Consider the following 13,409-nt stretch of genomic DNA (forward strand, 5'->3'; position numbering starts at 1 on the left):
ACTCACCAGTTGCCATCGGAGGGAGGAAGGGGATGGCCGGGCGGATGGAGCACGTAGACGATGCCCCCGCTGCCCGAGCCCCGCAGCCACACGTTCTCGAACGCGGCCCGCGGATAGATGCGGCGCACGTCGGCGTCGCTCGGCGCCGCCGGGTCGTTGACGACGACGTCGCCCCCGGCGGTGAAGCCGGTGACGACCATGATGTGCCCGCCCGTCGAGTAGCCGGAGCCGGGCAGCTCGTGCGCCTTGAACGACTGCGAGGTGACCACCGGGATCCCGGCCCGGACGAACGCCTCCAGCTCGGCCGCCGAGCGCAGCCGCGTGACGAACCCCGACAGCCCGAACCGGCCGGCGTAGGCCACGTTGAACGGCCAGTTCCCGGTGCCCTGGTAGCTGGAGTCGTAGGTGTCACGGGCCGCGTGGTCCACGAGCGGCGACGGGTCGCCCGCGCCCACCCAGGCCAGCTCCTCGGGCGCCGGGCCGAGCCCCCAGTAGCCGAGCACCATCGCCACCGCGGCCGGGCCGCACCAGTTGGCGCCGCCGCCGTCGATGTGCGGGTGGTGGCCGGCGTGCTCGTGCTGGGAGTGGCGGGGGACCGCGAGCTCGACGGCGGCCGCCCCGTCCCGGCCCGGCTCGTACGCGGAGACGACCGGGAACGGCGGCACGGCCGAGGCCATCACCCCGAGCGAGCCCATCCGGACGCCGGGGCCGCACGGCGTCACCCGCACCTGGAACGCCGTCACCGGCCGCCGCGCCACGAACGTGTCGACAGCCACGTCACCGTCGTCGTCGCCCTGGCCGGGCACGGAGGTGCGCGGGTCGCCGTGCTCGGACCAGCGGCCCATCACGTACCACTTGGTGAGAGCCCCGGCCGCCGTCCTGGCCCGCAGCTCGACCTCCACCCACGAGCCGGGCGGGGTGCGCGCGGTCCACGACGGGACGAGCTGGGTGGCGGGGAAGCCGATCGGCACCTCGTCGCCGGTCCACGGGGCGAGCCCGCCCGGGACGCCGGTCGCGGTCCCGAAGGACACGGCCAGGCGGCAGAAGGCGACGCGGGCCGGATCGACGGTGAGCACCATGCCGATTGTGGTCCCCGGCCTGGTCGCCCGCATCGGATGGTTTACGTACGCACCGCCGCCCGGGCGAGGGTCAGAGGTAGAGGCCGGTGGACTCGTCCGAGGAGTGGACGGGCACCGCCCGCCCCGAGCGGGCCGCGTACAGCTCCGCCAGCGTCGCCCCCGCCGGGCCGACCCCCTCGGAGGAGCCGAGCCAGCCGACCGCCTCCTCGCGCGTCAGCGGCCCGACCTCCAGCTGCGCCAGGCAGCGGCCGGGACGGACGACGGCGGGGTGCAGGCGGGCCAGGTCCTCGTTCGTGGTGATCGCCACCAGCACGTCCCGGCCCTGGCCGAGCAGCCCGTCGGTGAGGTTGAGCAGCCGCGACAGGCCCTGCCCGGTCTGCGACTTGGCCGCCGAGCTGATCAGCTCGTCGCAGTCCTCCAGCACGAGCAGCCGCCAGCGGTGCCGGTCCTCGTCCGTGTCGTAGCCGACGGCGACCTCCATGAGGTAGCCGGGGTCGTTGAACAGCCGCTCCGGATCCAGCACGCAGTCGACCTGGCACCACTCGCGCCACTGCTTGGCCAGCGAGCGCAGCAGCGTCGTCTTGCCGGTGCCGGGCGGGCCGTGCATGAGGATGAGCCGGCCGTGCACGTCCGCCGGGGTGACCGTCATCAGCGCGTCGAGGGAGCGGCGGACCTGCGCGGAGTAGTTGCCGCTGATCTCCTCCCACGGCTGGGCCGTGATCGGCTTCTCGGAGCGGGTCCCGCCGTGCATGCCGCGCCACCAGAAGCCCATGTCGACGTGGTCGGTCTCCGGCTCCGGCTCCACGGCGCCGTCCGTGCTCTCCTTGAGCACCGAACGGGCCAGCTCCTCGGTGACGGCGGTGACGCTCACGGTCGCGGTGCGGTTGCGGTGCCGTACGATCCGCAGCGTCCAGCCCTCACCGCAGATCAGGCGCGACTCCGAGCCGTCCTGGACCTGCGCGGTGCGCACGAGCCGGCCCTCGGCCGGGCTCAGCGTGGCGTCGGGGCGCACCCGCTCCAGGTTGGCCAGGCGCGACCAGGGCTGCACGCCGGTCGCGAACGGCGACAGCGCCAGCGCGTCGATGACGTCGATCGCGGAGTCGGCGTCGTCGATCCAGATGTTCATCGGGAGGTCTGGCGACTCCGGGCTCGGGAACGGCACCTCCTTCATCACGGACATGAGGATAATGATCCACTCAGGGCGGCGGTCTGTCGAAGGGTTTTGCGATCTGGCGCCATCCCGGAGCCATACCGATATGTCATGGCGCCCGGCCCCGGAGCGGGTGGCAGACCGGGGCGGGGCATATCGCCAGGTCACCGGTAACGCTGCGGACGGGCCGATCCACCGGTACCTTGTTGCGTCGGTGTTGTGTCGGTCACGTGTGCGAATGGTGGAGGTAAACCGGGGTGGCAGGGGTGACGTTCCGCGAGCGTGCGCGTTACTGGTTCGACAACACGATGTCCCGCGGGACCGCCTCGCTCGTCGGCCTGCTGGCCGTCCTGTCCGTGGCGCTGGTCGTGGCGGTCGCGGGCCTGACGCTCTGGCTGGCCCCCCACGAGCCCGAGGGCGTCGGCGGAGCCGGCGAGGTGCTGTGGGTCGCGCTCATGCACGCCCTCAACCCCGGCAAGGTCGCCGGCGACAAGGGCTCCACGGCGTACATGACCGTCATGTTCGCGGGCTCCCTCGGCGGGCTGTTCGTCGTCAGCATGCTCGTCGGCCTGCTGTCCAACGGCCTCAAGCTGAAGGTCGACCGCCTGCGCCGGGGGCGCTCGCGCATCGTCGAGAAGGGCCACACGGTCGTGCTCGGCTGGTCGGACCAGGTGTTCACGATCGTGGGCGAGCTGGTCAAGGCGCACGCCAGCCAGCCGGGCTCCGTCATCGCCGTCCTCGCCGACCGCGACAAGCTCGACATGGAGGAGGAGATCCGCGAGCACGTCGAGCTCGGGCGCACCCGGCTGGTCTGCCGCACCGGGCGGCCCACCGAGCCGCGCGACCTCGCGCTCATGAACCTCCAGAGCGCCCGGTCCGTCGTCGTGCTCTCGCCCGACGGCGAGGACCCCGACGCCCACGTCATCAAGATCCTGCTCGCGCTGGCCAAGCGGGCCGGGGCGCACCCGCCGGTCGTGGCCGCCGTCGCCGCCTCCGGCAACATCCCCGCCGCCCGCCTGGCCGGCGGGGGAGAGGTCCACCTCGTCGACGCCGACGACACCGCCTCCCGGCTCATCGTCCAGTCCTCGCGCCAGTCCGGCATGTCCGTCGTCTGCATGGACCTGCTCAACTTCGACGGCGGCGAGATCTACCTGCGCTCCGGCGCCGAGCTGGCCGGGCGCACCTACGGCGAGGCGCTGCACGCCTACGAGACGGCCAGCGTCCTCGGCCTGCGCGGGCGATCGGGCGTCGTGCTCAACCCGCCGTCGGACACCGTCATCGGCGGCGACGACCAGGTCGTCGTCATCGCCCACGACGACTCCCACGTCCGCCTGGCCACCGGCGAGCCCGTCGTCGACGAGGAGGCCGTCGTCTGCGCCCCGCCCACCGCGCCCGAGCCCGAGCGCACGCTGGTGCTCAACTGGAACGGCCGGGCCGAGCACATCGTCCGCTACCTCGACGGCTACGTCGCGCCCGGCTCGGCCCTGGAGGTCGCCGCCGACCACCCCAAGGCCGGGGCGGGCCTGGACGGCCTGGCCAACCTCACGGTCAACGTCAAGGAGTGCGACACCACCGACCGCTACCAGCTGGAGGCGCTCGGCCTCGGCCTGTTCCAGCACGTCATCGTGCTGTCGGACGACCGCTTCGACCCCCACCACGCCGACACCCGCACTCTCATGACGCTGCTGCAACTGCGCGACATGCAGACCGCGCGGGGCGAGCACTACTCGATCGTCAGCGAGATGCACGACGAGAGCAACCGCGTCCTCGCCGAGGTCACCGAGGCCGACGACATCGTCATCAGCGACACGGTCATCGGCCTGCTCCTCGCCCAGCTGGCCGAGAACCGGCACCTGGCGGACGTCTTCAGCTACCTGTTCGACTCGCACGGCTCGGAGATCTACCCCCGGCCGGCGGGCGACTACGTGAAGACGGGCACCGAGGTGACGTTCTCGACGATCATCGAGGCGGCGCGGCGGCGCGGGGAGACGGCGATCGGCTACCGGGACGCGGGCGAGCGCAACACGCCGCCGCACTACGGCATCGTCCTCAACCCGCCGAAGTCGCAGGCTCTCGTGCTCGCGGACGGCGACTCGGTCATCGTCCTCGCCGAACACTGACCTCCCGATCTCGTCCATGTGATCCCGGAATGGTGGCGAATCGACCGTAGTCGGTTAGCGTGCGGAGAGTGCGGACCATTGACTGGGTGGACGGGGCGGTCGAGCTGGTCGATCAGACGCGGCTGCCCGACGAGTGCGTCATGGTCAGGATCACCACCGTCGACCGGCTGATCGACGCGATCCGGCGGCTGGCCGTGCGCGGGGCGCCCGCGCTGGGCGTCGCCGGAGCGCTCGGCGTCGTGCTGGCGGGCGGGGACCGCGACGCCATCGCCAGGCTGCGGGCCGCCCGGCCCACGGCCGTCAACCTCGCCTGGGGTGTGGACCAGGCCGCCGCCTGGCTGCCGAAGGGCCGCGAGGCGGTCCTGGAGACCGCCCTGCGCATCCGCGACGAGGACATCGCGGCCTGCCTGGCCATGGGGGAGCGGGGAGCCGACCTGCTCACCGAGGGCCGTCCCGGCGGCGGGCTGCGCATCATGACGGTGTGCAACGCCGGCGGCCTCGCGGCCGTGGAGCGGGGCACGGCGCTCGGCGTCGCACAGACGCTGCTCGAACGCGGCCGGCTGGCCGAGGTGCTGGCACTGGAGACCCGCCCGCTGCTCCAGGGCGCCCGGCTCACCGCGTGGGAGCTGGCCCGCATGGGCGCGCCGCACCGGCTGGTCGCCGACGGCGCGGGCCCGTACCTGCTGGCGAGGGGCGGCGTGGACGCGGTGCTCGTCGGCGCGGACCGCATCGCCGCCAACGGCGACACCGCCAACAAGATCGGCACGTACGCCCTGGCGCTCGGCGCGGCGCGGGCCGGGGTGCCGTTCGTCGTGGTGGCGCCCGAGACGACGATCGACTTCGCCACTCCCACGGGCGACGGTATCGAGATCGAGGACAGGGGCGCCGAGGAGATCGTCACGGTCCGGGGGATGCGGCTGGCGCCCGAAGGCACGGACGCGGTCAACCCCGCGTTCGACGTGACCCCGCACGACCTGATCACCGCCATCGTCACCGACAAGCGAGTGATCCGTCCATAAAGCGAATAATCGTCGATTCACCCATCTGTCCGCATAGGCCACGTTACCCTCGGTTGTCACATATTCGACCATCCGGAGAGCACAACGGTGGCCATCGATCTCGTGACACGACGTGACTGGGGTGCCCGCGCGCCCCGGGGAAGCTATACGCAGCTCGCCTCCACCAGGGGGGTGAAAGTTCACTACACCGGCGGAGTGGTCAATCCCGGCATCGTCGCCGACCACGCGGGCTGCGTGTCGCTGGTGCAGTCCATCCAGCGCGGTCACCAGGACGGCAACGGCTGGCTGGACATCGGCTACTCCTTCGTGGCCTGTCCGCACAGGAAGGTGTTCGAGGGGCGGGGCCTGCACCACCTGCCCGCCGCCAACGGTCCCGGCCTCAACTCCGGGCACTACGCCGTGCTCGGCCTCGTGGGCAACGCCGGGCTGGTGGAGCCGCCAGACGGGCTGCTGCACGCCATCCTCGACGCCGTCGAGTACGTCCGTCAGCACGGCGACGCGGGCCTGGAGATCAAGGGGCACCGCGACGGGTACGCGACCGACTGCCCCGGGGAGCCGCTGTACGCGTGGGTGCGCCGGGGCGCGCCGCGGCCCGGCGGTGACGGCGGCGACGGGGAGAACGGCGGCGACGGCGAGCAGCCCGAGGCGCCCCCGTTCCCCGGCCGGCTGCTGCGCTATCCGCCGGTGACACGCGGGGAGGACGTGCGCACCTGGCAGCAGCAGATGAAGGCCCGCGGGTGGGACCTCGACGTGGACGGCGCGTACGGGGCGGCGTCACGCGACGTCTGCCTCCGCTTCCAGCGCGAGCAGGGGGTGGACGCGGACGGCGTCGTCGGCCCGGTCACCTGGCGCCTGGCCTGGGAGGCCCCCGGCTCCTGACCGGCCCACCGGGGCGGCCGGGCGTTTCGCTGGGGGACCCCTGGGGTTACCCGGTTCGCGGCGTTCCGCCTACTATCCGAATCATGGACCTGGCAGCCGGTTTTCCCGCGACCACTCGCGACGACTGGCGGGCGCTCGCGCTCGCCGTCCTGCGCAAGTCGGGGGTGGAGGCCGCGTCCCCGGAGGAGGCCCTGTCCGGCCCGACGTACGACGGGGTGACGCTCTCCCCGCTGTACGACGCCGACGACCTGCCGGCCGCCCCGCCCTTCGACCGGGCCGCGCACGCGGCGCGGGCCGCCGGGGGCTGGGACGTGCGGCAGCGCCACGCCGTCCCCGACCCGGAGGCCGTGCTGGCCGACCTGGAGAACGGCGTCACCTCGCTGTGGCTGGCCGTCGGCGACGGCGCGATCCCCGTGGGCGAGCTGGGCCGGGTGCTGAAGGGCGTCCACCTCGACCTCGCGCCGATCACGCTGGACGCCGGTCACCGCACCGCCGAGGCGGCCGAGGCGCTGCTCGCGCTGGCCGCCGAGCGCGGCACCCCCGCCCGGGGCAACCTCGGAGCCGGTACGGCCGGCGGCCGTGACACCGCCGTGCGGCTCGCCCGGCGGTGCGTGGCCGAGTTCCCGGGGCTGCGGGCCGTCACCGTGGACGCCACGCCGTACCACGACGCGGGCGGCGGCGACGCCGACGAGCTGGGCTGCTCGATCGCGCTGGGCGTCGCCTGCCTGCGCGCGCTCACCGACGCCGGGCTGAGCGTCGAGGAGGCGTTCGGGCAGCTGGAGTTCCGCTACGCCGCGACCGACGACCAGTTCGCCACGATCGCCAAGCTGCGGGCCGCGCGCCGCCTGTGGGCGCGCATCGCCGAGCTGTGCGGGGTCGAGACGGGCACTCCGGCGGCCGGGGCGTCCGGGGTGCAGCTCCAGCACGTGGTGACCAGCTCCGCGATGATGACCGCGCGCGACCCGTACGTGAACATGCTCCGCACCACCGTGGCCTGCTTCGCCGCCGGGGTGGGCGGGGCCGACGCGGTCACCGCGCAGCCGTTCGACGCCTGCCTGGGCCCGCCCGACGCGTTCTCCCGCCGCATCGCCCGCAACACGCAGGCGCTGCTGCTGGAGGAGGCCGGGGTCGGCCGGGTGGCCGACCCCGCCGGCGGGTCCTGGTACGTCGAGCGGCGCACGGCCGACCTGGCCGAGCGGGCCTGGGGGTGGTTCCAGGACATCGAGGCGGCGGGCGGCATCGACCCGGCGGCCGGCCTGGTGGCGCGGCGGGTCGCCGCCACCCGCGAGCGCCGCGCCGCCGACGTCGCGCACCGCCGCTTCCCGATCACGGGCGTCAGCGAGTACCCGCAGCCCGGCGAGAAGCCCCCGCGCCGCCCCCGGCGGGACGGCCCGTGGCCGGCCTCCTCCCGGGAGGGGACTCCCGCGGGTCTGCCGGTGATCCGGTACGCCCAGGAGTTCGAGGAGCTGCGTGACGTGGCCGACGCGCTGCCCGAACGCCCCAAGGTGTTCCTCGCCACGATCGGCCCCGTCGCCGCCCACTCGGCCCGCGCCGCGTTCGCCGCGAACCTCTTCCACGCCGGCGGGCTGGCCACCGAGACCGCCGGCCCCGGGGCGGAGCCCGACCAGATCGCCACGGCGTTCGCCGTCAGCGGCACCACCGTCGCCTGCCTGTGCTCGACCGACCGCCTGTACGCCCGGCACGCCGAGGCCGTGGCCGCCGCGCTCAGGAAGGCCGGGGCGCGCCTGGTCTGGCTGGCCGGCCAGGGCTCGTACGACGGCGTGGACGCCTGCCTCCACACCGGGTGCGACGCGCTCGGCGTGCTCCGCACGACCTTCGACGTCCTGGAGGTGGCCCGATGATCCCCGACTTCACCGGCGTGCCGCTGGAGGGCAAGGCGCCGCCCGAGGCGTCGCCGCCGGCGGAGGGGCGGGTGTGGGAGACGCCCGAGGGCATCGGCGTCAGGCCGCTCTACACGGCCGCCGACCTCGACGGCCTCGACTTCCTGCGCACCTACCCGGGCGCGGCCCCGTACCTGCGCGGCCCGTACCCGACCATGTACGTCAACCAGCCGTGGACCATCCGCCAGTACGCGGGCTTCTCCACCGCCGAGGACTCCAACGCCTTCTACCGGCGCAACCTCGCGGCCGGTCAGAAGGGCCTGTCGGTGGCGTTCGACCTGGCCACGCACCGCGGCTACGACTCCGACCACCCGCGCGTCGAGGGCGACGTGGGCATGGCCGGGGTGGCGATCGACTCGATCTACGACATGCGGCAGCTCTTCGACGGGATCCCGCTGGACCGCATGTCGGTGTCGATGACCATGAACGGGGCCGTGCTGCCCGTCCTGGCGCTCTACATCGTGGCGGCCGAGGAGCAAGGGGTGGAGCCGGAGCAGCTCGCCGGGACCATCCAGAACGACATCCTCAAGGAGTTCATGGTCCGCAACACCTACATCTACCCGCCGTCCCCGTCCATGCGGATCATCTCGGACATCTTCGCCTACACCAGCGAGAAGATGCCGAAGTTCAACTCGATCAGCATCTCCGGCTACCACATCCAGGAGGCCGGGGCCACGCTCGACCTGGAGCTCGCCTACACGCTGGCCGACGGCGTGGAGTATCTCCGGGCCGGCATCGCGGCCGGCATGGACGTCGACCGGTTCGCGCCCCGGCTGTCGTTCTTCTGGTGCATCGGCATGAACTTCTTCATGGAGGTCGCCAAGCTCCGCGCCGCGCGGCTGCTCTGGGCGAAGCTGGTGTCCGGGTTCGGGGCGACGAACCCCAGGTCGCTGTCGCTGCGCACGCACTCGCAGACGTCCGGCTGGTCGCTGACCGCGCAGGACGTCTTCACCAACGTCGCCCGCACCTGCGTCGAGGCCATGGCCGCCACGCAGGGCCACACGCAGTCGCTGCACACCAACGCGCTGGACGAGGCGCTCGCGCTGCCCACCGACTTCTCCGCCCGCATCGCCCGCAACACCCAGATCCTGCTCCAGCAGGAGTCCGGCACGACCAAGGTCATCGACCCGTGGGGCGGCTCCTACTACGTCGAGCGGCTCACCCACGATCTGGCCGAGCGCGCCTGGGCGCACATCGAGGAGGTCGAGGCCGCCGGCGGCATGGCCCGCGCCATCGAGGCGGGGCTGCCGAAGCTGCGCATCGAGGAGGCCGCGGCCCGCACCCAGGCCCGTATCGACTCGGGCCGCCAGCCGGTCATCGGCGTGAACAAGTACCGGCCCGACGCCGACGAGCCGATCGAGGTGCTCAAGGTCGACAACAGCGCCGTACGGGCCAGCCAGCTCGACAAGCTGCGCCGCCTGCGCGCCGAACGCGACCCCGAGGCGGTGGGCCGCGCGCTGGAGGCGCTCACCGAGGCCGCGGCCGACCCCCGGCCGGGGCTCGACCACAACCTGCTCAAGCTGGCCGTCGACGCGGCCCGGGCCAAGGCCACCGTGGGCGAGATCTCCGACGCGCTGGAGCGGGTCTTCGGGCGCCACGCCGGTCAGATCCGTACCATTTCCGGCGTGTACCGCGACGAGGCCGGCCCGGCCGGGAACATCGAGCGGGTACGGCAGGCGTGCGCCGACTTCGAGCGTGCCGAGGGCCGCCGCCCGCGCATCCTGGTGGCCAAGATGGGCCAGGACGGCCACGACCGGGGCCAGAAGGTGATCGCCACGGCCTTCGCCGACCTGGGGTTCGACGTGGACGTCGGTCCGCTGTTCCAGACGCCGGAGGAGGTGGCGCGGCAGGCGGTGGAGGCCGACGTGCACATCGTCGGCGTGTCGTCGCTGGCGGCCGGCCACCTGACGCTGGTGCCGGCGCTCCGGCGGGCCCTGGCGGAGCTGGACGCCTCCGACGTCATGATCGTGGTGGGCGGGGTGATCCCGCCGGACGACTTCGCCGCCCTGCGGGCCGCCGGGGCCGCGGCCATCTTCCCGCCGGGCACCGTGATCGCCGACGCGGCCCTGGACCTGCTGAACGACCTCCGCGAGCGCCACGCGTAGGTGCTCCCCGGGCTGGTCGGACGGGTGGGACTGAACAGGACGTCATCGTACGGCCGGCGTGACGTCCGGCCGCGGGTGGGGAAGCGCCGCTCTACGGCTGCGGGCAGAACGTCACGGACAGCGAGCGCTGGCGGCTCACCGGGGTGGTGATGCGCAGCGTGACCAGGTGGGTGCCGCCGTCGGCCGCCAGGGTGCGGGGCGCGTTCAGGACGAGCCGGCCGTCCGGGGCCACGACGGTCGTCGCGCGGCCCGTGACGCGCCCGTCGACCATCCACACGTAGCCGAACGGAAGCTGGTCGCCGGCGCGCTCCACCAGCGCGGTCAGAGCCACGTGGTCACCGGCCCAGCAGGTGCCCTCCCTGGTGCCGACGGCGCGCACGTACGTGAGGGTGAGCCGTCCCGTCACCGGACCGGCGGTGGGAGAGACGGTGCCGTCGGGATCGGCGGAGCGGGTGGTGACCGGGTCGGCGGTGCCGGGGTGGGCCGGGGCGGGGGTGCGGGTCCTGGTGGGCCGCTTGCGCGACGGGGACGGCGACGCGGTGGGGGAGGTGCTGGAGGAGGCGCCGACCAGGCTCTGCGACCTCGGCTGCGGGGAGGAAGGGGTCAGCCAGACGATGGCGGCCCCCAGGGCGAGCGCGGTCAGGCCGGAGGCCGCGGCGATGACCATTGTCTTGCCGCGCCGCCTCCGTGGCGCCGCGGGGGCCGGCTTCCCGCCGGGCTCCGGCTGCCACTCCCCGGCCGCACCCGGCCCGGCCACCGAATCGTCCTGGGGCCAGGATTCACGTCGGGGTCCGTCCTGGGGCCACGGCCCGCGCCGCGTTCCGTCCTGGGGCCACGGGTCCTCGGGGCCTCCGTCGGCCGGCCACCGCTCACCATGATCGGCGGTACGGGCCCACGAGGCCGCCTGCGCGACACCCGCCGCAGCGGAACCGGCCGCGCCCGTGGCGGGTGCGTTCTGGTCCCATGTGCTCGGGCCAGGCGCGCTCGGGCCGGACGCGCCCGGGCGGGGCGTGCTCGGAGCGGGCGAGGGCTGGGGGGTGTCGAAGGAGTGGTCCTGGGTGGTGGCGGCGGGTGGCCAGACGGGGGCCTGAGGGCCCGTCACCGGGCGGACCGGGTCCGTGGACTGGGAGATCGGCTCCTGCCGGACCGCGGTCTGCGGCGCCGTGTGCCACGCGTCCCCGTGCGTCCCGTGCGGGTCCGTACCGGGAGAGCCCGGAGAGCTGGATGAGGACGCAGGGTCGCCGAGGAGGTGGAGCAGGACCTCGTGCATGGTCGGGCGCCCGGCCGGGTCCTTGGTCAGGCAGCGGGCCACCGCCGCGCGCAGCGGCTGCGGCAGCTCCCCGAGGTGCGGCTCCGCCCGCAGGATGCGGTTGATCACCGCGGGCAGCGAGTCGTCGCCGAACGGCGGCACCCCCGTGGCCGCGAAGACGATCACCGACCCCCACGCGAACACGTCCGCCGCCGGCCCCACCGCCTGTCCCGCGAGCTGCTCAGGCGCCATGTACGCGGGGGTGCCGACCACGTTGCTGGTGGCCGAGAGCTTGGAGTCGAGCGCGCCCGTGACGCCGAACCCGATCACGCGCGGCCCCCCGGGCCCCAGCAGCACGCCGGCCGGCTTGAAGTCGCGGTGGACGAGGCCCGCCCGGTGGATCGCCGCGAGCGCCGTGGCGGTGGCGACGGCGAGCCGCTGGAGCTCCGCGCCCGCCTGCGGTCCCGCCTGCTGCAGCGACAGCCCGTCCACGTACTCGCTCACCACGTACGGCCGGCCGCTGACGGACGCGTCGAGCACCTGCGCGACGTTGACCGGGTCGACCTGGCGGGCGGCGGCCATCTCCCGGGCCAGGCGGTCGTCGCCGGCGAGTCCCTCGTGCAGCACCTTGACCGCCACCGGAGCGCCGTTCGGCGCCTGGGCGAGATAGACGACGCCCTGGGCGCCGGCGCCGAGACGGCCGGCGAGCCGGTAGCGCCCCACCGATGCCGGGTCGCCCTCGCGCAGGGGTTCGACATGGGGCATGAGGGGAGTGACTCCTGTGACGGGTGGGACGACTACGCTCTGCACCTTAGCGTCAAAAGTTATGACGTGGCGGGAGTTAAGCTGATCAAACGGGAAACTCCTAGCAGGTTGGGCCGGCAGGGGCAGGGAGGGCGCGTGCGGTCGCTGGAGGACTACGCCGAGGGGGTGCGCGACGGCTCCCGCACCTGGACGGCCCGCGCGATCACGCTGGTCGAGTCCACCCGGCCCGACCACGCCGCCCTCGCGCAACGCCTGCTGGTGGAGCTGACCCCGCTGTCCGGCCGGGCGCGCCGCGTTGGGGTCTCGGGCGTGCCGGGTGTGGGGAAGTCCACATTCGTGGACGCCCTCGGCACCATGCTCACCGGACAGGGTCACCGGGTCGCCGTTCTGGCCGTGGACCCGTCCTCGACCCGTACGGGCGGCAGCATCCTGGGCGACAAGACCCGCATGTCGCGCCTGGCGGCCGACCCGGCCGCGTTCATCCGGCCCTCGCCCACCTCCGGAACCCTGGGCGGCGTCGCCAAGGCCACCCGGGAGGCCATGGTCGTCGTCGAGGCGGCCGGGTACGACGTCGTCCTGGTCGAGACCGTGGGCGTGGGGCAGTCGGAGACGGCGGTCGCCGACATGGTGGACACGTTCCTGCTGCTCACGCTGGCCCGTACCGGAGACCAGCTGCAGGGCATCAAGAAGGGCGTGCTGGAGCTGGCGGACGTCATCGCGGTGAACAAGGCGGACGGCGAGCACGCGACGGCCGCGCGCAAGGCGGCGCGCGAGCTGGCCGGGGCGCTGCGCATGCTGCGCTCCGACAGCACTCCGCCGCCCGTGCTGACGTGCAGCGGGCTCACCGGCGACGGGCTGGCGGAGCTGTGGGAGCACGTGCTGGCGCACCAGGAGGGCCTGGACCTGGACGACAAGCGCCGCCGCCAGCAGGTGGGGTGGACGTGGACGCTGGTGCGCGACCGGCTGCTGTCGGAGCTGCGTCACGACCCGCGGGTCGCGGCCATCGCGGAGGAGGTGGAGAAGGAGGTCCTCGCGGGCACCCTCACCCCGTCGCTCGCCGCCGACCTCCTCCTGTCCGCCTTCACCCGCCCCCCAATCCGCCCCTGAACGCTCCTGATCCGCCCCTGAACGCCGCTCGGCGC

The 13,409-nt window shown here is 73.9% G+C and carries 9 protein-coding genes; 6 read left to right on the forward strand and 3 right to left on the reverse strand.

The window, feature by feature from the left end; translation table 11 throughout:
- Positions 1-2 precede the first annotated feature (2 nt).
- Positions 3-1,079 (reverse strand): C39 family peptidase, encoded by a 1,077-nt coding sequence (locus MTP10_RS31875; protein ID WP_310714012.1) that lies wholly within the window; start codon positions 1,077-1,079, stop codon positions 3-5.
- A gap of 70 nt (positions 1,080-1,149) precedes the next feature.
- Positions 1,150-2,259: a DUF5925 domain-containing protein gene (locus MTP10_RS31880; protein ID WP_310714014.1), complete on the reverse strand. Its 1,110-nt coding sequence runs from the start codon at positions 2,257-2,259 to the stop codon at positions 1,150-1,152.
- A 236-nt stretch (positions 2,260-2,495) separates the two neighbouring features.
- Here MTP10_RS31880 and MTP10_RS31885 point away from each other — a divergent pair, with 236 nt between their 5' ends.
- The 5 genes from MTP10_RS31885 to scpA all read left to right on the forward strand — a co-directional run bounded on the left by MTP10_RS31885 (position 2,496) and on the right by scpA (position 10,253).
- Entirely contained in the window at positions 2,496-4,349 is a 1,854-nt protein-coding gene (locus MTP10_RS31885; RefSeq protein WP_310714016.1) for a CASTOR/POLLUX-related putative ion channel, read from the forward strand.
- 68 nt (positions 4,350-4,417) lie between these two features.
- Positions 4,418-5,368, forward strand: a complete 951-nt coding sequence (mtnA, locus tag MTP10_RS31890) for an S-methyl-5-thioribose-1-phosphate isomerase (protein WP_310714018.1) — start codon at positions 4,418-4,420, stop codon at positions 5,366-5,368.
- A gap of 171 nt (positions 5,369-5,539) precedes the next feature.
- Positions 5,540-6,247 carry an N-acetylmuramoyl-L-alanine amidase gene (locus MTP10_RS31895; RefSeq protein WP_310714020.1) on the forward strand — a complete coding sequence of 236 codons (708 nt, stop codon included), beginning with the start codon at positions 5,540-5,542 and terminating at the stop codon, positions 6,245-6,247.
- 83 nt (positions 6,248-6,330) lie between these two features.
- A complete protein-coding gene (locus MTP10_RS31900; protein ID WP_310714022.1) occupies positions 6,331-8,109 on the forward strand; it encodes a methylmalonyl-CoA mutase subunit beta in 1,779 nt (592 codons plus the stop codon).
- Positions 8,106-10,253: a methylmalonyl-CoA mutase gene (gene scpA / locus MTP10_RS31905; RefSeq protein WP_310714023.1), complete on the forward strand. Its 2,148-nt coding sequence runs from the start codon at positions 8,106-8,108 to the stop codon at positions 10,251-10,253. Before MTP10_RS31900 ends, scpA begins: the two co-directional genes overlap by 4 nt.
- A 91-nt stretch (positions 10,254-10,344) precedes the next feature.
- Here the strand turns inward: scpA and MTP10_RS31910 are convergent, their stop codons facing one another.
- The gene (locus MTP10_RS31910; protein ID WP_310714025.1) at positions 10,345-12,267 is read right to left on the reverse strand and encodes a protein kinase domain-containing protein; all 1,923 of its coding nucleotides are present in this window, start codon (positions 12,265-12,267) and stop codon (positions 10,345-10,347) included.
- A 135-nt stretch (positions 12,268-12,402) separates the two neighbouring features.
- Here MTP10_RS31910 and meaB point away from each other — a divergent pair, with 135 nt between their 5' ends.
- Positions 12,403-13,374, forward strand: a complete 972-nt coding sequence (gene meaB, locus MTP10_RS31915) for a methylmalonyl Co-A mutase-associated GTPase MeaB (RefSeq protein ID WP_310714027.1) — start codon at positions 12,403-12,405, stop codon at positions 13,372-13,374.
- The last annotated feature ends 35 nt before the right edge of the window (positions 13,375-13,409 follow it).

Source organism: Nonomuraea sp. 3-1Str (genome assembly GCF_031570565.1).
Lineage (GTDB): Bacteria > Actinomycetota > Actinomycetes > Streptosporangiales > Streptosporangiaceae > Nonomuraea.